Genomic DNA, 20,814 nt, shown 5'->3' on the forward strand with positions numbered 1-20,814 from the left:
CTTATCATCTGGATGATAGCCACAATACAAACAAGCGTGAATGCTTTTTTCTTGATGCTGTCGAGAAAGCAGGCCTATGCTTGGGCCGCAGGAAAAAGCCTGGGGAGAGTGATGTGATGGATCTGGCGCACAGGATTGCGCGGCTGGAGGCGGAGTCGCAAATCCGGCAGCTCGTCGCTCGCTATTGCTTCTATATCGACGATCGGCAGCGCGATTTGATCGGCACATTGTTCACCGACGATGCAACCTTGCGATCCGCCGATGGCGTGATGAACGCGACCGGGGTCGATGCGATCCTCGACCAATATGATGGCCGCTTCGATGTTTTGGGTCCAGGCCATCATTTCATGCATGACGTACAGATAGACTTTGTCGGCGACGGACAAACAGAGGCGACCGGCAGGGTATCGGGCCATGCCGAATTGTGGCGCATGAATCGCATGATGGTCGCCGCCATTCGGTATGACGATGTGTATCGCAATACCGACGACGGTTGGAAATTCGCCGATCGCGTCATCAACTTCCTCTATTATGTCCCGGTTGCCGACTATCCCGACATCCTGCGCACCCCCATGCGCAATCATGCCTATCCCGATCCACGCCCAGCCGATTTTCCCGAAGCGCTGCCAAGCTGGATCGCCTATGAACAATCGCGCGGGCGAGGATAGGGCATGACCGCCGCTACCCCTGGATTGGTCGTCGAACGGCTGGACTCTATCCTGATCCTGACGATCAACCGCGCGCATTGCCGCAACGCCATCGACACGTTGACATCCGCCGCCATCGACGAACAGATGAGCCTCGCTGAAAGCGACCCGGCAATCGGTGCCGTCATCCTAACCGGCGCAGGCGACATCGCCTTTTGCGCCGGCATGGACATGAAGGAAGCCGCCCGGATCGGTCCCGGCCATGGCCTGATCCCCGGACGCGGATTTGCCGGCATCACCGAACGCCAGCGGACGAAGCCCCTGATCGCTGCGGTCAACGGCATAGCTGTTGCCGGTGGCCTGGAACTGGCGCTGGCCGCCGACATCATCATTGCCGCCGAACATGCCTGTTTCGGTCTGAGCGAAGTCAAGCGTGGACTATTCGCCTTTGCGGGTGGCATTCAGCGGCTTGCCCGTCAAATCCCCCGATCAATGGCCATGTCGATGATCCTGACCGGTGACCCGGTACCCGCGGCCCGCATGTGGCAATTGGGCTTGGTCAGCGATGTCATGCCCGGCGATCGGCTACGCGACCACGTTATCGATTATGCCCAGACCATTTTGGGTCATAGCTGGGATGCGATTGCCAATGGCAAGGCGTTATATGACATGGCGGTCGACATGCCGATCTCCCAGGGACTGCGGGTCGGCAATGCCTTTGGCATGGCGACGTTGTCGAGTGCGGGCAGCCGCGAAGGGATAGCGGCCTTCGCTGAAAAACGGACAGTCCCCTACCCACGGGATAGAGACTGACGATAGCGCCATCCTTCCGACCCGCCATCACATAAGCGTTGCGCAAGGCAGCCGAATGGTGGGACGGCGATCCTGCGACATTGCTGCGCGACCTACCGCCCTCTCCCCGATCCTGACTGCTCAGCCGAGCGACCGATAAAAGTCCAGCTGCATGTCGCCATCGACGCACGCCAGGATCGACGGCACCAGCCGCTCATGAAAATCGATCTGCATGTGATGGTCGAACGCTGCATCGTCGCGGAACGTCGCCACGACCTGAAACAGATCGGCGTCCGTCTCCGACTGGAACAGTTCATACACGATCGCATCGGGTTCCTGCGCGTGGACCAGCGCCTTGAGTTCCCCCTGCAACGCGATAAGTTCGGTGCGCTTTTCCGGCTTGCTGCGCAATTGCGCAATAAAGCTCTTGCCGCTCATACCGTTTCCCCTTCCAGGTCATAGAGCATCTCGCGCTCGTAGCCGCCCGCCATGCAGCCGATCATCTTTTCGATCAGCGGTTTGCCATGCGCTGTTTCCATATGCGCCTTATCCGCAGCCTCATCGATGAAGGATTCGAAGACCGCGAACATGCCTTCGCCCTCCAGGCGAAAAAATTGAAAGGCGAGCGTTCCGGGTTCACGATCGACGAGCCCTTCCATCTGGCGGGCAAGACTTACAAACTCGGATTCCTTTTCAGGCAAAACCTGAAAGCGCGACAGAAAACTATAGGCCATGGTGCAGTTCCTTCCGCAGCGGGTCGACCGGATCGGCGCGCGCCCCGCCATCCGATTAAAAACAATCATGCCTGTATCTACAAGAAAAAAGAGATGTGCTGATCACTTTGCTGCATCGCAATAAAGTTCAATTCCAGCGTCAGAATGGCCGTGATAAAAAACAAACATGCCTGATTGCCTTTTCCAACTTCTCGTTTAATCTGCCGGCAACTGGGGAACGAAACCGATAACGGTTCGGCGCAGGGAGAGGACAAACACATGATCAACAGAATCTGGCTCGTGAGTTCCGCTTGTGGGGCATTGGCTGCCGCTGTCGTCGCAGCACCGGCATCGGCGCAGACGACCGATGCGCAAACCGCGCCGCAAGCCGCGCAGACCGACAATGTCGGCCTTCAGGACATCGTCGTCACCGCAACCCGTCGCGCCACCAATCTTCAGGATACGCCGATTGCCGTCAGCGCCATCGACCAGACCCTGATCCAACAGGCCAGCCCCCGCGATATCGGCGACCTGGCGGCCTATGTCCCGAATTTTTCGGCCGGGACGATCACCAATTTCAACGCCGCATCCTTTGCCATGCGTGGGGTCGGCCAGACGACCATCATCGTCTATTTCGAGCCGCCCGTCGCGGTGCTGATGGATGACTTCGTCGTGTCCAGCGTCCAGACTCAATTGCTCGATACGTTCGACATCGCGCAGGTCGAAGTCTTGCGCGGACCGCAAGGCACGTTGTTTGGCAAGAACACGACCGGCGGCGCCGTCACCGTGCGCAGCAAACGGCCGGTCATGAATGAACTGTCCATCGAAACGCGCGCGCAAGCGGGCAGCTTTGGCACCCGCAAGATACAGGCGGCGGTCAATGTGCCGATCGTGGACGATATTCTCGCCCTCCGCCTTGTCGGCGGCTATGAGAAGAGCGAGGGCTATTATCGCAACGGTGCCTGCTACGGCCCCGTACAAGGATTTGTCCCCAGCAAATTCGACGGTGCCGCTGGGTGTCTGGGTGGCGAACGCCTCGGTGGCAAGGATGTCTGGCAGGCGCGAGCCAAGCTGCTGTTCGAGCCGACCGATAGGGTCCATGCGCTGCTACAATATGAATGGATCCGCGACACCTCCGACGTCGTGCCTTCCGTCAACGAAAATGCGCTCTACACAGGGTCCGCGCCGTTCCTGACGGACCTGCTCAAAACCATCATCCCTAATCCCAACAGCAATGATCCACTCGATAACGCTGCTTATACCGGCCGCAGCGACGCTCTTCTGAAAATGGGGCTAGGCCAGCGGATCAGCGTGGACGGGATCTACCTCAATCTCGACTTCGACTTCAATATCGGCACGTTGACATCGGTTTCGGGTTATCGGTTCCAGCGATCGCGCCTGCCCAACAGTTATGCAGGCGCTGCGCCCGTTGCAGCCGACGGCCAGTCGCTGTCCTTCTTCGACGCGACTCGTGACGATGACCGCAAGACCTGGCAGCAGGAACTGCGCTTTGCGACCGACACCGGCGGGCCTTTCGATGCGGTTTTCGGCGGCTTTTATCAGAAGGAAAAGATAGACTTCTGCGTCGGGCAAGTTCTGGGCTTTCTCGACCTGACCAGCGGTCCCTTGCCCTTTGGTAATTGGAACGACACGCCCTATATTTTGTGCAACGCGCAAAAATCCGAGTCCAAGGCCTTGTTTGCCGAAGGCACGTTCAAGATCATGCCGGGCCTGACATTGACCGGCGGCGCGCGCTATAGCTGGGAAAACAAAACCTGGTTTGGCCGTCAGCAGACCTTTATCCCAGCCCTTGGCGGCGGGTTTGATCCGACGATCACAATCGGCAACGCCCTGGACGCCAGCGTGTTCAACTATCCCGCAGGCGTCGTCAGCGTCGATGCGCGCGCCCGCGAACTGACCTACCGCGCCAGCTTGGGCTATCAGGCAACGCGTGATGTCTTCCTCTACGGCACATTCTCCCATGGCTTCAAGGGCGGCGGGTTCAACGATCAGATTGGTGGATTTGCGGCATTTGGCAGCGATCTCGACGCCTTTCGGACAGCGGCCGCAGCGACCCGCCCGGAAACCGCCGACAGCTTCGAAGCCGGCATCAAGAGCGAATTTTTCGATAGTCGCCTGCGCTTCAACCTGACCGGCTTCCATGTGAAATATAAGGATCTGCAAAAGCAGCTGAACGTGCCGATAACCGTCAATGGGCAGCCCAATCAGGTGACGGTATTCGTCAATGCCGCGAGCGCGACCGTCAATGGCTTGGAACTGGAAACATCGGCTACGCCGTTTCAGGGTTTCACCCTGCGCGGTGTGATGGGGTATCAGGACGCGAAATACGGAACCTATAATGCGCCCGGTGCAGGCTATGACCTGGCGACCGCGCCGCTGGACCGCGCGCCCAAATGGCAATGGACGGTGGATGGCACCTATGAAGTGCCGGTTGGTGCGGACTGGAAGGTCGTTCTGAACGGTAATGCGGCCTATAGCGGACGCAACCTGTCCACGCAGGCGATCGACGATCCGCTTGGCAATACCTTCCTCAATGCGCGCACCTTGTTCAACGCGTCCATCACGCTGGCGGAAGTGAACGATAAATATTTCGCCCGGCTGATCGGTCGCAACCTGTCCGACAAGCGCTATCGTATCGCGTCGCAAAATGTCGCAGGCTTGTGGCTCAACAGTCAATTTGGCCCGCCACGCTATTTCGGTCTGGAAATCGGGACGAAGTTCAGCCGATGAAATCCATCCTGTTCGCTCCGCTAGCGCTCGCGCTGTCATTGACGGCGTGCGGCCGGGCGGATGGTGAAGCGCCCAATGCCACCGCCGAGCCGAAGGATGCGACCAGCGGCTGGCGCGCCCAACTGACCGATGGCAGTGACGGGCGGGACTGGCCGGCATTTGGCCGCACCTATGGCGAACAACATTACAGCCCGCTCGATCAGGTGAACGCCGACACGGTCAAGCGGCTTGGCCTGGCTTGGTCCTATGATCTGCCGGTGGGCAATCCTGCGACCGGGCCGATCGAAATTGACGGCATTCTCTATTTCGCATCAGGCTACAGCATCGTTCACGCCATCGATGTGCGGTCGGGTAAGCTGCTATGGCAATATGACCCCAAAGCGCCCGAAGCGTCCGGGCACAAGCTACGCCAGGGCTGGGGAAGCCGTGGGATAGCCTATTGGAATGGCAAGGTTTATACCGGGACACAGGATGGCCGTCTAATCGCCATCGATGCCAAGTCCGGCAAGCCGGTCTGGACCGCGCAGACGATGGGCAAGGACGACTATCGCTTCATCAGCGGCCCGCCCCGTGTGTTCGACGGCATGGTCGTCATCGGCAATGGCGGCGCGGACGAGGCGGCCATCCGGGGCTATGCGACGGCCTATGATGCAGAGACCGGGGCGCAGAAATGGCGTTTCTATACGGTGCCGGGCAATCCCGCCAACGGGTTTGAAGACAAAGCCATGGAAATGGCGGCCAAGACATGGTTCGGCGAATGGTGGAAACATGGCGGCGGCGGGACGGTGTGGAACGCCATCACCTATGACGAGGAAAGCGACACGCTGTTGCTGGGCACCGGCAATGGTAGCCCATGGAATCGCAAGATCCGTAGCGAGGGCAAGGGCGACAATCTGTTTCTCTGTTCGATCGTCGCGGTCGATGCCAAGACCGGTGCCTATAAATGGCATTATCAGATCAATCCGGGCGAAAGCTGGGACTTCAACGCCGCGATGGACATGCAACTCGCCGACCTGACGATCGACGGCAAGCTACGCAAAGTGGTGATGACGGCGCCGAAGAACGGCTTTTTCTACGTCATCGACCGGACCAACGGCAAACTCATCTCGGCCAAGCCCTTCGTCACGACGACATGGGCCAAAAGCATCGATCTGAAGACCGGACGGCCGGTGGAAATCGCCAATGCCCGCTACGAAGATGGCCCGGTGACTTTCCGCCCGACGCCCGTCGGCGCGCATAGCTGGGTGCCGATGGCGTTTAGCCCGCAATCGGGCCTGACCTACATTCCGGCGATCGACCTGGAAGTCACGTTCGACGACAGCGGCATTACGGCGAAGAATTGGAAGCGCACGGGTGGCATGGCGCTCGACTATGGCGTGCGACCCGACATCCGCGTGCCTGCGGGCGCAACGGTGCTGAGCTATCTGGTCGCCTGGAACCCGGTGACGCAGAAGGAAGCATGGCGCATTCCGACGCCAGGCCATTTCAACAGCGGCGTGATGGCGACAGGCGGTGGCCTGGTGTTTCAGGGGCATCCCGATTCCCGTTTCAACGCCTACGATGCCAAGACCGGCAAGACGCTGTGGGATTTCGACGCGCGCGCGCCGATCGTCGCGCCGCCGATCAGCTATTGGGTGGATGGTAAGCAATATGTCACCGTCATCGCAGGCATGGGCACGAGCGCCGGGCTGTTCGGTCCGTTGATGACCAAGTTCGGCATCGATTATCGCACCCAGGCGCGCCGCGTCCTGACCTTTGCTCTGGATGGCAAGGGCACATTGCCACCCAAGACCCCCTACACCCCCACGGCACCGGCCGACCCGGATTTCCGCCCCGATGCGGCGGCCGCCAAAGCGGGCGAAGGCATATTCAACCAGCGATGTGCCGTATGCCATGGCGGCGGGGCTGTGGCAGGCGGCGTTGCGCCCGACCTGCGGACATCGGGCGTTATCCTATCGGCGGAGACACTGACCGCGATCTTGCATGATGGGATGCTGGTTTCCAACGGCATGCCCCAGTTCGAGGAATTAAGCGCCAAGGACCGTGAAAATATCCGCCACTATATGCGGACACGAGCGGACGACTTGCGCAAAGGGCGGCCCTGATGGGCCGCCCCTCCTTTTAGAGCGACCGAACCGGATCCTTGCCATCCCATCGCGCCGCAACATCCTTCACATCGGCGAATAATGCCCGCATCGGTTCGCCCATTTCGATCAGTTCGACCATGGTGCCGGGAAACAGCCTGTCGGTATCCAGATAGGCGAAGCGCGATATGGGCAGCACACCTTCCAGGGCGACGCCAATCCCTGCAGCGCGGGCCGCCGCCATCTGTGCGTCATAGTCGGTGGCGATCGTGCCCAGATGATGCACGCCGCTGCGTCCTGCATCCAGAAATTCCCGATAGATGGATGGCGCGCTGCCAGGCTGGATGATCTCTATCATGGTATCGCCACTATAGGATATCGCCGCCTGTCCCAGCAGGTCGTAATCCGGCGCCACGCGCTGTCCCCGCACCTCGATCCATTCCGCCTGCAATGGCAGAGGAAAGAGAAAGAAGGGACCAATGCCCATCGTGCTGACCATATGGTCGATCGCTGCCATCGCGTCCGGCACCACATAGGCGATCTGGAACACTGGCCCGAATGTCTGGCTCATCGCTTCATCCTCTCACATTGTCTCATTCGCCTGTGCTGCACCGGCCGGAACGCGAATAAGCTTGCAAAACAATCATGCATGTTTTTTATTGCAAGTCGAGCCGCTTCAGAACGGACTCGCAGCGACAATGAAGGTCGCAAAGGAGAGATGCGATGACGGTCGACTTCCGCCTGTGGAATATCCATGTCGGGACACCCCACCCCTTTAACGATCCAGCTCCGCCGATCGACAACGGCACCGATCGCCCAACCAGCGCGCGCTATCATGACAAGGCGTTCGCCGCCGCGGAATGGGAAACGGTATTCGCCCGAAGCTGGTTGCTGGCCTGCCCCCTGTCCGACGTCCGCGAACCGGGCGACTTTGCCACGTTCGACATCGGGCCGGAAAGCTTCATCATCGTGCGCGGCGATAATGGCGATGTTCATGCCCATTATAATGTCTGCCCCCATCGCGGCAGTCGGCTGGTGCTTGCCGACACCGGTAGCGCGGCGCAATTCACCTGCCCGTTCCATAGCTGGCAGTTCGATCTGGAAGGGCATAATATCGCGGTTACCGACCCTGAAACATTCCGCCCGGAGGTTTTATGCCATGATCTGAATATGACCTCCGTCCGCTGCGAAGTGGCCGCTGGTCTGGTATTTATTTCCATGGACCCGGACATCGAGCCAGTCGCGCAATGGTTAGGCCCCGTGTTGCCGCAACTGGAGCTTTATGAAATCGATAGGATGCATGTCGTCCAGCATCGCAAGTCCGATTGGGGTGCCAACTGGAAGGGCGGCGTCGATGCCTTTGCCGAAATCTATCATCTCCATGCCGTCCATCCCCAGACCCAGTGTCTGATGGACGACCGCACCCAGATCGATCTCTATCCCGGTGGCCTCAGCCGCCAGTTCGTGCCCTTTGCCCAACCCAGCCCCCGTTTCCCCGACCAGGACAGCGTCAATCCAGGCATCGCCATGATGTTGCAGGACGCCGGGATCGACCCTGCCAGCTATCAGGGGACGGCCCATGACACGCGGGCAGCGGTGCAGCAGGCCAAGCGGGAGCGCGCGGCGCGACACGGCCTGAACTATGACCGGTTCAGCGATACGCAACTAAGTGACTCGACGGTCTATAGCCTGTTTCCCAACGCGCAGATCGGCTGTCACCCCGAAGCGATCTTCCTGCACCGCTTCCTCCCGCACGCGACCGATCCGAACCAGTTTACCTATGATACCTGCATCCTGTATCGCCACGTCGATGCACCGGGTTATTGCCCGCCTGCATGGATGGGGCTGGGCGACGATATCGACCTGACCGGCGATGACCGGCCCGACATCGTCCACACCGGCCTGGGCGAGCCGCCGGGCCTTGGCGAAGTGCTGGATCAGGATTCCGACCTTCTTCCCATCGTCCAGGCAGGCGCACGCTCACGCGGCTTCCGCGGTCCCTTGTGGAGCGAACAGGAAGCGAGGCTGCGGCATTTTCATGCCGAACTGGACCGGCGCATGGCACAGGGGTCGCGGTCATGAATTATGACCCGCGCAGTTGGGCCGTGCATAAGGGGTCGGTGCATCCCTTCGATGCGCCTGCCCCCTATGTCGACAATGGCACAGCCGTACCCGACCCGGCCCGCTACACCGACCCCGGCTTTGCCGCCAAGGAATGGGACCGGGTCTTCACCAAATGCTGGTTGCTGGCGGGGCCGGTCAGCGACGTGCGCGAACCGGGCGACTGGATGCGGTTCGACATCGGCGTGGAAAGCTTCATCATCGTGCGTGGCGACGATGGGGCGCTGGCCGCCCATTACAACGTCTGTCCCCACCGCGGCAGCCGACTGGTGATGGACGATGTCGGATCGCAGAGCAGTTTCACTTGCCCCTTCCACAGCTGGAAATTCGCGCTGGACGGTCGCAACATCGCGGTGACCGACGCCGAGACATTCCGGCCCGAAGTGTTATGCCACGACATCAACCTGTCGTCGGTGCGCGTCGAGGAAGCGGCCGGGCTGGTCTTCATTTCCATGTCGGACGATGTGCCCCCGCTACGCGACTATCTGGGCACCATCCTGCCCATGCTCGAAACCTATGAAATGGACCAGATGTATGTGGTCCAGCATCGCCGGTCCGACTGGGCGGCCAATTGGAAAGGCGGGGTGGACGCCTTTTACGAAAGCTATCACTTGCACGCCATTCATCCGCAGACCATGGGGATGCTGGACGACCGCACCCATATCGACCTGTTCGAAAATGGCATGAGCCGCCAGTTCGTGCCCTTTGGCCAGCCCAATTCGCATTTCCCCGATCAACAGGGGATCAATCCGGGCATCGCCGTGATGCTTCAGGATGCGGGGCTTGATCCGAAGAGCTTTGACGGCACCGCCGCTGACAGCCGGTCGGCCATCGCCATGGCCAAGCGGGACCGAGCCAAGCGTCTGGGCCTCGACTATGACCGGTTCAGCGACGCGCAGCTGACGGACGCCACCATATTCGGCGTGTTCCCCAATGCCCAGATCGGCTGTCATCCCGAAGCGGTGTTCCTGCATCGGTTCAAACCGCATGCCGACGACCCGAACCAGTTCACCTATGACACCACCATATTATATCGCCACATCGACGTGCCCGGTTATGGTGCGCCCTTGTGGATGGGATTGGCGGACGATGTCGATATGTCGGGCGAGACACGGCCTGACGTGGTGCATACCGCCCTAGGGGAATCGCCGGGCATGGGCGAAGTGCTCGATCAGGATTCCGACCTTCTCCCTATCGTTCAAGCCGGTGCCCGCTCGCGCGGTTTTCGCGGGCCGCTATGGGGAGAGCAGGAAGCGCGCCTGCGCCATTTCCACAACCATCTCGACCAGTGGATGAGCAAGCCGGATTGAACCCAGGCACGGGGCGCGTCCAACGCGCCCCGTGCCCTCCGGTCAGAATGGCCGGATGGTCACGCCATTGTCGACCACCATCTCCGCGCCAGTGACGAAGCGCGATTCATCCGAGGCCAAGAACACAATCATCGCCGCCACATCTTCGGGTGCGCCGCTTTCGCCGGGTTTCAATATACCGGCGGGGACGGTCTTTTCCTGACCGGACCGCCCCTCCGCCTGTTGCACCATCGGCGTTTCGATCGAGCCGGGATGCACCGAATTACAGCGGATCTTATATCCCTTTTCCTGGCACATCACCGCAATCGACTTGGTCATCGACCGCACAGCACCCTTGGCAGCGGAATAAGCGAAGAAGATCGGATAGCCGAGCAACGCGCCCGTGGATGACATGTTGATGATGGACCCGCCATCGTTCCGGTTCATAAACGGGATCGCATATTTGCATCCTAGAAAGACGCCTTCGCTCATCACGGCGTTGACCCAGCGATATTGTTCCAGCGTGGTGTCTTCGACATCAGCGCTCAACACGACGCCAGCATTGTTAACCAATATGTCGAGCCGCCCGAACCGCTGTTCGATGGCCTCCATGGTGGCAATCCAGTCTTTTTCCGACGCTACGTCGAGTGCCAGTGCCATTGCGTCGCCGCCGATTTGGTCCGCAACGCGTTGGGCGGTTTCCAGTTTGACGTCGGTTACGACCACCATGGCTCCTTCTCGCGCCAGCGCGACGCAATCCGCGGCACCAAGGCCCGAACCGCCGCCTGTGACCAACGCAACCTTGCCTTCTACCCGGCCCATATCACTCTCCTGATCCAGCGTGCATTGTCACGCCCTGTATGACGTCCACGATAACGCAGACGTTCCGTGCGTCCAGATAAAACATTCAGGATTGTCTTTTTTAACGGCCGCTCTACCATGCCATTACGGATGATATGGAACAGGATATTGTATGACGCGACATCGGCTCGCCACTCTGGATGATGTGCCCGAAACAGGTAGCAAGGCATTCGATGTCGATGGTCGTTCTGTCCTGGTGTGCCGATCCAGCGCCGGTGTTTTCGCGATCGAGAATATGTGCAGCCACGCCTATGCCCTGCTGGAGGGTGGAAAGGTAAAGGGACCGTATATCTTTTGCCCCCTGCACGGTATCCGTTTCAACATGCGTGACGGCACACCTAACGGCACGCTCACGAAAAAGCCGATCGCCGTGTATGAAACCGAGTTGATCGGTGATGAAATCTACGCCGACATTCCAAACGACTGATATTCGTCGAACTGCTGCCTAAGGGCAGCCAATGCGACCAAGGCTTTGACGCCTCCGCGCTGCGCCACAGGGTAAGCGGAAGTCGATGACCATCGCAGCCAAGCGATCAGACCATTATTTGCGACTGCGCGCGCCGCCCGGCAAACTAGGGCCATCCAAGATCATCGGAACAGCCAGGGTGCGCGATCCCGTGCGTACTTCGCTTGCGCGGAACCGGAATTGGCGGCCGCATACCGCGCGTGGGCGAAACCCGTCACCTTTCCGTACTACATGTAACATGTTCAAATTCATCGATAAATAATTGTCAGGACAGTGTTCATATAAAAAGCAAACATGATTGTCGTTTTGGCCTTTCAATAAACGAACATCTATGTTCTTTTATGGCTGTCGCTGCATTGGCAGTGGTCACCATTCCGAGTCGCAACACAAGCGACCGGGATTTGAGAGGGAGGATGCTATGGGTGGATTCCGCCAACGGTCGAATTACGTCTACGGGGCAGCCGTAGGCCTGCTATTCTCAAGCGTTAGCACCATTGCCGTGGCGCAAACGGATGCAGGGCAAGTCGCTTCAAACCCACCGCCAGCCTCAGCGCCGCAAGAGCGCGGCCAAGTGTCAGGTCTCGAAGATATCGTCGTTACCGCCCGCCGTGTGTCGGAATCGCTTCAAGACACGCCGATTGCCGTCACGGCTTTTTCATCGGAGGCCATCGATCGCAAGTTCGCGACGGATATTCGCGCACTTGCCGGCGATGTGCCGAACGTGGTCATCACCAATGTGCCCGGCTTCAACGCCGCCTCGATCGGTATCCGCGGGCAATCCACAGGCGATATCATCCTGACCTTCGAGCCTGCGATCGGTGTCGTCGTTGACGATTTCGTGCTGGCGCATGTGCAGACCCAATTATTCGACCTTTTCGACATTGAACGTATCGAAGTGTTGCGCGGCCCGCAGGGAACTTTGTTCGGGAAGAACACTGTCGGCGGTGTCGTCAATGTCCTCACCAAACGCCCCGAACGGACCTTTGGCGGCGAGTTGCGTGTGGGTTATTCGAGCTTCAATACCAAGGATATCAAGGCGTCGCTCAACGTCCCGCTTGCGGACAATCTGTTCTTCCGCGTCGCTGGCTCCTTCCAGGAAGGCGATGGCTATTACCGCCTGTCGAAGAATAATGGCGTCGATGGCATACAGGGGCTGCCGGGCACAGGAAAGCGTCGCAGTGGCAGCCGCTATTTCAGCGGCCGGGCCAAACTGCTCTGGGAACCAACGCCCGACACCGACCTGATGCTGACCTATGAAATGCTGCGCGATCGCGGCGATTCACCGCCGAGTGTCAATGAGACGCCCGCCGGGTTTCTGTTCGACGTCGTTGGTTTTCCAGGCATCCAGACAACCGGAAAAAGCCCTTTTGAGACCGGCACGACATTATGTGCGGGTGACGCGAACAATGTCGGCAATGCTACCACGCCAACCTGCCCCGGCACGTTGCGGGGGCATCGCATCGATGTCGACGGACTATATCTGCGGGGTGAGCACAGGATCGATGGTGTCGGTGCGATAACGATGGTGGGCGGATACCGCCGTGTGAAATCGATCCTGCCGTCTGATTATACCGGCGAGAACGCCTTTCTCTTCGTGTCGACCCGCGACGATGTGCGCGAGCAATATAGTTTGGAAACCCGCTTCAGCTCCGATTTTTCGGATAGGCTGAAGATGACGGTAGGCGCCATGTATTGGGGACAGACGCTGGACGCCAACGCGACGTCTCTGCTTGGCTTCCTGCGTTTCCTTGGCGATCCCACGGCACTGACCGATCCGAACCAGTCGACGGCGGACTATAAGGTCGATAGCTATGCCGTGTTTGGCGAAGCCGAATATAAGCTGGCGGAAGCCTTCTCGCTGTTCCTGGGTGGACGGTATACGAAGGAGGAAAAGAGCTTCTCCATCCGGCCGCAGGTCCGCAGGTCCACGATCGCAACGGGGTTCTGGCCAGAATATTCCGATAGCGCCAAATTCTCCAAGCCGACGATCAGAGCAGGCTATCGCTGGGAAATTGCCGACGGGATCAACAATTATTTCACCTACAGCCAGGGCTATAAGTCGGGTGGCTATAATGAGCAGGCGATGTCGGCAACCTCGGCTCTGCCCTTCCGGGAGGAGACGGCGGACAGTTTCGAACTAGGGCTGAAAACGGAAACGCCCGATCGGCGCCTGCGCTTCAACGCCGCTGCCTTCTACGTGAAATATAATGATCTGCAGCGTGACGCGGTCGTGCCGTTCATCGACCCCATCACGGGTCTGCCTGGCCAAGAGACACGCACGACCAATGCCGGCAGGGCCGAGGTCTACGGACTGGAACTGGAACTGGGTGCGGTGCCGGTCGATGGCCTGACGCTGGGTGCATCAATGGGTTATCAAAAGGCCAGATATCTGGAATTTTTTACCGACATCGATGGCAACGGCACGAACGAGGATGCGTCTTTCCTCAAATTGCGCAACGTGCCGAAGATCACGGCGAATGTTACCGCCAACTATGAATTTCCACCTGCAGCATGGGGGCAGATCAGCCTGAATGCAGATGCCAATTACCAGTCGGAATATGAATCGGTGACGCTCAACGCACCCTTCACGCAGGGGCAGGCGCGAACGCTGGTCGGGGCCAGCATCCACTGGTCCGATCCGTCGGAAAGATACCGAGTGTCGGTCTATGGGCGCAACCTGCTCGACAAAGTCTACCGTGTTTCCGCCAATTCCGTCGCGGGGCTGTTCAACTTCACCAATTATGCGCCGCCGCGCTCCTTTGGTGTCGAATTTGCCGCGAAATTCTGAGCCACAAGATGTCTTTAGCCTGTCCCCTCCCGATCGCCGTCATTGTCCGACGCGATCTGGACATACCTGCCGGGTCAGCGTGGCCGACCCGGCAAATTTTTCAGGCTGTGGGCGCGCCCGATGCCTTCAGGGACAAGATCGAACGCAAAACTTATCCGGTCTTGTGCACCGCCGAAGGGCAAGGTCGTATGCCACAGATAGGACGGGAACAGGATCATCCGCCCCGCCCGTGGTTCGTAGGCGTGGCGTGTGCCACCACCGCCCAGACTGTCGGGCAAGGCCCCAATCGCGAACCAACCCTGCTGCCCTTCGACCGTTTCTTTCGGCAAGGCGGGATAATAGACCCCCGACAGCCAGTTGGGCGCATGGATATGCGGTTCCACGGCGCCGCCCGGCGACAATATCGTTCCCCACATCGTCAGCGTCCAACGATCGGGCATCGCTTGTACGAAGGGGTGTGCGCTACGGACCAGACCCGCCAGATAGGCCTCAAGCTCGCCCGTCGCAATCTGCGCCAAGGCTTGCAACGCCGGTGTGTCGGCCTTCGCAAGGTTGTCGCTTTGCTGCCCTTTGCGGGTCACAAGACCGTCCGGTTCGAACGTCAGCGAAGCGTGGCTGCGCAGTTCGCCTTCCAAGGCGGCGTTGAAAGCGGCCATGGAAGAGAAACCGGGCGCGCTGTCGACATCCACGACCTTTACGAACCGATCAAGTCCGATAAGTTCGCGCCGTTCTTCGGCATGACCCAAATGATCGAGGGCAGCCGATTTGAGAGCCAGCGGGGTCGTCACGGTTGGCAATGCCGCAATAAGACGATCCGTCACGCCGACGGCGTCATCATATCGGCCCATGCGGATCAAGGCGCGCGCCAGGTTGACGCCCACGGGGTGGTTGATCGGCCCGGTTGCGAATGCGGTCGCATAAATAGCAACCGCTTCTTGCAGATTGCCCTTCGCTTCCAGCAGTCCGCCGAGTTGATTGGCCGCGCGCGCATGTCCCGGCAGGCGCTGGACCATCTCCATCGCGCTTGCTTCGGCCTCGCTCATGCGCCCTTCTGCGGACAGCGCGTCGACCAGATTAAGCGCTGCCTCGACATGATCGGGGCGGATCGAGAGCGCCTTGCGATAGGCAGCGATCGCATCGCCATGCCGCCTCGTGCGCGCAAGCGCGACACCCAGATTGTTCCAGGCCTCGAAATGCCCAGGATTGGCGGCGATGGCCTGCCGCAATGGCGTTTCGGCCTCTTCGGCGCGATCTGCGGCGATCAGGCAGGAACCGAGATTGGCAAGCGTCACCGCCGATCCTGGGCGCAAGACAAGCGACCGTTGCAACGTCTCGATCGCCTCCGCAAATCGCCCGGCCTTCTTGAGCGCAATGGCGTGGTTGCCGAGACGAGCGGGATTATCCGGGTCACCGGCCCGCGCGCGCGCAAAAGCGTCCAGCGCTGCGGCATCGTCTCCCGTGCGCTGGGCAACCAGCCCCAGCAGCGTGAGAGCGTCGGGATCATCATGGCGCTGAGCCAGCAGCGCCGCGATATGCGGCCGGGCCGCTGCCGGATCTGGCCCTTGCGCCAGCCTGACCGCCTTATCCAGCAAATCCGAATACATTGATCGAAAGGCCTCACAGATGATTGGCGTACTCATGCATGTCCGCACGAAGCCGGAAAAGTCAAACAGCTTTGCCGCACTCGTCGCCCAACTGCAAAAGGACGTGCGGGCGAATGAACCCGATGTCCCGATCTTTCAGGTCATGCGCAGCCAGGACGACCCCGCGCTGTTCGTCTTCATCGAAGTGTTCGCGAATGAAGCGGCACGGCGTGCCCATGCGGACATGCCCTATCACAAGGCGATGTCGGTCGCAGGCTGGGCCTGTGTCGAGGGTGATCCGGACATCCGCCTGTTCACGCCATTGACCGATCATCACATTCAAGGAGACGCATAATGATCGCTTCGCTCGAAGGACGGGTGGCACTGGTGACAGGCTGCACCGGTGGCATCGGTTCGGAAATCTGCCGCACATTGGCCGAGGTAGGCGCTACCGTTATCGGCGCTGATATCGCTGCCGACGGAACCGCCTGGAGCCAAGGCATAGCTAACAGCCAATATCACCCGTTAGATGTCACCAACGAGGACGACTGGCAGAGGGTGGTCGCCGCCGTCGAGGCGGACCATGGCGCGCTGGATATTCTGGTGCATGTCGCGGGTATCGTGGTGGTCGAAAAGATGCAGAACACCAGCATCGAACAATGGCGCAAACAGATGGCCGTCAATGTCGATGGTCCGTTTTTGGGCACGAAAGTCGCGGCCGACCTGATGCAGCGTACCGGTGCCCAACGTCCCTTCGGCAGCTCCATCATCATCATTTCGTCGGTAGCGGGCATGATCGGGTCGCCGCTGCATACCGGCTATTGCGCATCGAAGGGCGCCGTGCGGCTATTTTCGAAAGCCTGCGCGATGGAGTTCTCGGCGCTTGGCTACAAGATTAGGGTGAACAGCGTTCACCCCAGCGGTGTGAACACCACCATGGTCGATCACATCCTGCAACGGATCGTCGATAATGGGTTCGCGGCGTCGGTGGAGGAGGCCGCCAAGGGCCTTGCCCCCGCCCATCCGATTGGGCGCATGGCCGATCCGATCGACATCGCCAAGACGGTGCGCTTCCTGGCCTCCGACGAGTCCGGCTACATGCATGGCTCCGAACTGGTGGTCGATGGCGGATATACCGCGCAATGACCCGCTTTGCCGGACAGATTGCGCTGGTCACCGGCGGCACGTCGGGGATCGGCGAAGCGGTTGTGCGGTCTTTCGCGGCGCAGGGCGCGAAAGTCGCCATTTTGTCCAACGCCCCCCAGGATGAACTCGACGCCGCGATAGCGAGTGGTAGCGTCGCGGCAGCCCGGCAGGTTGATATCGCCGATGCAGATGCGGTGGCGCACGCCGTAGCATCGATCGAAACCGAACTCGGCGCCGCCGACATATTGGTCAACAACGCTGCCATCTGGCAGCCCAATCCGGTGCCGGACAGTCCGATCGCGCTGTTCGACCGGCATATCGACGTCAATCTGAAAGGCAGCTTCTACGTCACCCAAGCAGTGCTTCCCGCGATGATCGCGCGGGGCGAAGGCCGCATCATCTTCGTCAGCTCGGTCAGCGGGATTGCGGGTCGTGCAGGCGATAGCGCCTATTCGGCATCGAAAGCCGGGGTCGCCATGCTGGCCCGCACCCTAACGGCCGAACAGGGACCAAAAGGCATCCGCATCAATTGCGTATGCCCCGGCGCCGTCGCGACGCCCCTGACCGCTGGCCTGCGCACACCGGCGGGCGAGCAGGCGATCGCGGCGATGATGGAAAACCTTCCCAGCCCCCGGCGCCAGTTCTTCATGGACCCGACGCAGATTGCCGACCTCATTCTCTATCTGGCCAGTCCCCAATCCAGCGCGGTCCATGGCGCTGTGATCGCCGCCGACGAAGGCCTGACCGCCACCATGTAATTCCATTCGAGGAGATTGAAGATGACCATCGAGCATGACGCCGGAAAAACGGGCGATCTTATCGTAAACATCGCCGATGCCCGCGCACATGAGTTGGGACAGGGGACCACCATTCGCCTGCTGCGCTACAGCGAGGAGACGGGCGATTGGGTGCTGTGGGTCGAAATGCAGCCCGGCGCGACATTCGCACCGCACTGGCATCTGGGGCATGGCCAATATTTTGTCACGAAGGGCGAACTGCTCTACGATGTCGGGTCGGCACCAGCCGGAACCTACGGCTATGAACCGATCGGGTCGCGCCACAACGAAGCCCGGTGCGAGCAAGTGACGGAATATCTGTTCATGGGCCATGGCGCGGTCGCCTTTACCGGCCCGGACGGCGACGTACGCTTCATCCTGAACCATGAATTTCTGCGCGACCTCGCCCAAGGCGCGCTGGTCTCCGACATCTCGAACGAGGGCACCGACGCTGCCCTGGCGGCGGCTTGACCATGACCAACGCCCGCGTTGCGCGCCTGCGCGCCCAGCTTGCCGCAGAAGGTTTGAGTGCCGTCGTCCTCAGTCACCCGCATGATGTCCGATACGCTACCGGCTATCATTCGGTGCTGGAACGCTGGACACAGATGGAGCCGTTTGCCGCAGCGATCCTATTCGCCGATCCGGCCAAGCCCACCATATTAGTGATCCCGGAAGCCAATCTGGGCATCGTCGCGGTCCTCAACCGTCACGCGCCCACCTGCACTTTCGACGAGATCCGCACGTTCGACATGCTGAACTTCTGCGAGGTGAGCCGCTATGTCGATCCTGATCGCGCAAGCAGTCGCCTTGCCGATGATGCCATGGCGATTGCGGGTGCCATCCGCGGCACATGCCAGCCCGACATAGCCGCGGCCGTGACGGCGGCGATGGTCGATCATGGGCTGGTCGGATGTACGATCGGCTTCGACGAACATCGCCTCTCCGCTGCCGCCATGTCGGGGGCACCGCATGTCTATCGCGACGCGCTCGACCTGATGATGCGCGTGCGCGTGGTGAAGACGCCGGAGGAACTGGCGCGCTATCGCACGGTGGGCAAGATGGCCGATCGCGTCATCGCGCATGCCGGGTCGCTGCTTCACGAAGGGGCGGACTGGAACCATGTCCAGGCGGGCATTTGCGACTTCATGGTCCGCAACCAGGTCATTCCCGTCGATGAAGGTGCGATGCTCTTTGGCGGAAGCTATGATGGCGATGACTTTATCCCCGACCTGTTCCGCACCGCAGGGAATCGCCCGCTGCGCAAGGGCGACATTGTCATTCTCGAAACACAGGGAGTCCTCGACGGCTTCTGGATCGATATCAACCGGACCGCCGTCATCGGGACGCCCCCACCGGACTATCAACGGCTGCACGACATCTTGCGCGATGGCTTTCTCAAGATGGTGGACATGCTGCGTCCAGGCGTATCGACCAACAGCCTGCCTGCGATCGGCTACGACCATCTCAAGGCGCACGGCGTCGCTGCACCGGAAAAGCTGCTGGTGGTCGCCCATGGCATCGGCCTGATGCCGCTCGAAATACCGCTTCCCTATCCTGCTGCCGGGCTGGCGGGTGTGAAGCAGGGGTTCGTGATGGAAGAAGGCATGCTCATCAGCCTCGACAGCCTGTTCTTCGGCGCAAAGCTTGGCCCGTGCCACATGGAAAATGTCTACGCCATCACCGCTGATGGGCCCGAACCCATGTACGCCGCGCCGCTCGAACTGATCGTGGCCGACCGCAGCTCTGCCTCCGCCGAAGCCGCCTTTGCCTGAAAGTCCTTATCCCCTGAAGGAATAGTCATGACCGATAGACCCAACGATCGCAGCCTTGAAAAATACCGCAGGATGTTGCGTATCCGCCATTTCGAAGACAAGGCGGAAGCCATTCATGCTGCCGGCGAAATTCCTGGCGCACTCCACACCTATGCCGGGCAGGAAGCCTCCGGCGTCGGTGCCTGCATCGCGCTGCGTAACGACGATTATATGGTGGGTACGCATCGCAGCCATGGTCATCCCATCGCCAAAGGGGCCAAGTTACGCCCGTTGATGGCCGAACTGCTCGGCAAGGCGACGGGCATCTGCAAAGGCAAGGGTGGCTCGATGCACCTGTCCGACTTTTCCGTCGGCAGCCTGGGCGAAACGAGCATTGTCGGGTCCGGCATACCGGTTGCAGCAGGTGCGGCGCTGGGGTCAAAGCTGCAAGGCAACGATCGCGTCGCGCTGTGCTTTTTCGGCGATGGCGCAACCAACGAAGGGGCTTTCCACGAAGGCATGAACCTGGCGGCGGTGTGGAAGCTGCCAGCGATCTTCGTGTGCGAGAATAATGGCTATGCCGTTTCCACGCCAGCCTCCGCCGCAGTGCCGGTGAAGGACATAGCCGAGCGGGCAAAGGCCTATGCCATGCCCGCGATCATCGTCGATGGGCAGGATGTCGATGCAGTGGAAGCGGCCGTGACGGAAGCTGTGGAGCGTGCCCGTACCGGCGGTGGGCCGACCCTGGTCGAGACCAAGACCTATCGGTACGCGGATCATGCCGTGAACATGGGCCGCATCTTGCTGGATCGGGGCACGGAAGTGGACGAGTGGCGCAAGCGCGATCCGCTCACGCTCTATCGCGCGCGCCTGCTGGAAGCGGGAGTCACCGCCGCCATACTCGATAGCATGGAGCAGGAGGTGGCCGACGAAGTCGCCGACGCCCTGCAGTTTGCGCGCGACAGCGCCTATCCCGAACAGGCCGATGCGTTTGACGATGTGTTCGTCGATCGTCTGCCCATCCCCGATTACCTGACCGCTTGAAG

At 60.2% G+C, this 20,814-nt stretch carries 19 protein-coding genes; 14 read left to right on the forward strand and 5 right to left on the reverse strand.

The features are described from left to right. The first annotated feature begins 116 nt into the window (after window positions 1–116). A complete protein-coding gene (locus BSY17_RS03875; protein ID WP_069064400.1) occupies window positions 117–668 on the forward strand; it encodes a nuclear transport factor 2 family protein in 552 nt (183 codons plus the stop codon). Between the two features lie 3 nt (window positions 669–671). After that, entirely contained in the window at window positions 672–1,460 is a 789-nt protein-coding gene (locus tag BSY17_RS03880) for an enoyl-CoA hydratase-related protein (RefSeq protein ID WP_069064401.1), read from the forward strand. A 120-nt stretch (window positions 1,461–1,580) separates the two neighbouring features. Here BSY17_RS03880 and BSY17_RS03885 read toward each other — a convergent pair whose 3' ends face one another. Continuing rightward, complete coding sequence (locus BSY17_RS03885) at window positions 1,581–1,877, reverse strand: putative quinol monooxygenase (RefSeq protein WP_069064402.1); 297 nt, start codon at window positions 1,875–1,877, stop codon at window positions 1,581–1,583. Beyond that, on the reverse strand, window positions 1,874–2,173 hold the full coding sequence (locus BSY17_RS03890; RefSeq protein ID WP_069064403.1) for a putative quinol monooxygenase: 300 nt from the start codon (window positions 2,171–2,173) through the stop codon (window positions 1,874–1,876). Before BSY17_RS03890 ends, BSY17_RS03885 begins: the two co-directional genes overlap by 4 nt. Before the next feature lie 258 nt (window positions 2,174–2,431). Here BSY17_RS03890 and BSY17_RS03895 point away from each other — a divergent pair, with 258 nt between their 5' ends. Both BSY17_RS03895 and BSY17_RS03900 read left to right on the forward strand, forming a co-directional pair. Further along, a complete protein-coding gene (locus BSY17_RS03895) occupies window positions 2,432–4,903 on the forward strand; it encodes a TonB-dependent receptor (protein WP_069064404.1) in 2,472 nt (823 codons plus the stop codon). Further along, window positions 4,900–7,008: a PQQ-dependent dehydrogenase, methanol/ethanol family gene (locus BSY17_RS03900; protein ID WP_069064405.1), complete on the forward strand. Its 2,109-nt coding sequence runs from the start codon at window positions 4,900–4,902 to the stop codon at window positions 7,006–7,008. Before BSY17_RS03895 ends, BSY17_RS03900 begins: the two co-directional genes overlap by 4 nt. Before the next feature lie 16 nt (window positions 7,009–7,024). Here BSY17_RS03900 and BSY17_RS03905 read toward each other — a convergent pair whose 3' ends face one another. Then, the gene (locus BSY17_RS03905) at window positions 7,025–7,558 is read right to left on the reverse strand and encodes a VOC family protein (protein WP_069064406.1); all 534 of its coding nucleotides are present in this window, start codon (window positions 7,556–7,558) and stop codon (window positions 7,025–7,027) included. 152 nt (window positions 7,559–7,710) lie between these two features. On the opposite strand from BSY17_RS03905, the gene BSY17_RS03910 reads away from it, so the two are divergent. Beyond that, window positions 7,711–9,069 (forward strand): aromatic ring-hydroxylating oxygenase subunit alpha, encoded by a 1,359-nt coding sequence (locus tag BSY17_RS03910; RefSeq protein WP_069064407.1) that lies wholly within the window; start codon window positions 7,711–7,713, stop codon window positions 9,067–9,069. Further along, a complete protein-coding gene (locus BSY17_RS03915; protein WP_069064408.1) occupies window positions 9,066–10,418 on the forward strand; it encodes an aromatic ring-hydroxylating oxygenase subunit alpha in 1,353 nt (450 codons plus the stop codon). Before BSY17_RS03910 ends, BSY17_RS03915 begins: the two co-directional genes overlap by 4 nt. A 42-nt stretch (window positions 10,419–10,460) precedes the next feature. Here BSY17_RS03915 and BSY17_RS03920 read toward each other — a convergent pair whose 3' ends face one another. After that, a complete protein-coding gene (locus BSY17_RS03920) occupies window positions 10,461–11,219 on the reverse strand; it encodes an SDR family oxidoreductase (RefSeq protein WP_069064409.1) in 759 nt (252 codons plus the stop codon). Window positions 11,220–11,370: 151 nt separating this feature from the next. Between BSY17_RS03920 and BSY17_RS03925 the strand changes: the two genes are divergently transcribed. Then, entirely contained in the window at window positions 11,371–11,685 is a 315-nt protein-coding gene (locus tag BSY17_RS03925; RefSeq protein WP_069064410.1) for a Rieske (2Fe-2S) protein, read from the forward strand. A gap of 610 nt (window positions 11,686–12,295) precedes the next feature. After that, entirely contained in the window at window positions 12,296–14,512 is a 2,217-nt protein-coding gene (locus BSY17_RS03930; protein WP_237236149.1) for a TonB-dependent receptor, read from the forward strand. A gap of 74 nt (window positions 14,513–14,586) precedes the next feature. Here BSY17_RS03930 and BSY17_RS03935 read toward each other — a convergent pair whose 3' ends face one another. Next, a complete protein-coding gene (locus BSY17_RS03935; protein ID WP_069064412.1) occupies window positions 14,587–16,116 on the reverse strand; it encodes a tetratricopeptide repeat protein in 1,530 nt (509 codons plus the stop codon). 19 nt (window positions 16,117–16,135) lie between these two features. Here BSY17_RS03935 and BSY17_RS03940 point away from each other — a divergent pair, with 19 nt between their 5' ends. From BSY17_RS03940 to BSY17_RS03965, 6 genes are read left to right on the forward strand one after another with little or no spacing between them, the layout of a single operon-like run. Next, window positions 16,136–16,450 carry a putative quinol monooxygenase gene (locus tag BSY17_RS03940; protein ID WP_069064413.1) on the forward strand — a complete coding sequence of 105 codons (315 nt, stop codon included), beginning with the start codon at window positions 16,136–16,138 and terminating at the stop codon, window positions 16,448–16,450. Further along, a complete protein-coding gene (locus BSY17_RS03945; protein WP_069064414.1) occupies window positions 16,450–17,241 on the forward strand; it encodes an SDR family oxidoreductase in 792 nt (263 codons plus the stop codon). The genes BSY17_RS03940 and BSY17_RS03945 overlap by 1 nt, the downstream gene beginning before the upstream one ends. Continuing rightward, window positions 17,238–17,999: an SDR family NAD(P)-dependent oxidoreductase gene (locus tag BSY17_RS03950; RefSeq protein ID WP_069064415.1), complete on the forward strand. Its 762-nt coding sequence runs from the start codon at window positions 17,238–17,240 to the stop codon at window positions 17,997–17,999. Before BSY17_RS03945 ends, BSY17_RS03950 begins: the two co-directional genes overlap by 4 nt. A 21-nt stretch (window positions 18,000–18,020) precedes the next feature. Then, window positions 18,021–18,488, forward strand: coding sequence for a cupin domain-containing protein (locus BSY17_RS03955; RefSeq protein WP_069064416.1), 468 nt, complete (start codon window positions 18,021–18,023; stop codon window positions 18,486–18,488). A gap of 2 nt (window positions 18,489–18,490) precedes the next feature. Further along, the gene (locus tag BSY17_RS03960) at window positions 18,491–19,789 is read left to right on the forward strand and encodes a M24 family metallopeptidase (protein ID WP_069064417.1); all 1,299 of its coding nucleotides are present in this window, start codon (window positions 18,491–18,493) and stop codon (window positions 19,787–19,789) included. A 27-nt stretch (window positions 19,790–19,816) separates the two neighbouring features. Continuing rightward, window positions 19,817–20,812: a thiamine pyrophosphate-dependent dehydrogenase E1 component subunit alpha gene (locus BSY17_RS03965; protein ID WP_069064418.1), complete on the forward strand. Its 996-nt coding sequence runs from the start codon at window positions 19,817–19,819 to the stop codon at window positions 20,810–20,812. Window positions 20,813–20,814 lie beyond the last annotated feature (2 nt).

Source organism: Sphingobium sp. RAC03, assembly GCF_001713415.1.
GTDB lineage: Bacteria > Pseudomonadota > Alphaproteobacteria > Sphingomonadales > Sphingomonadaceae > Sphingobium.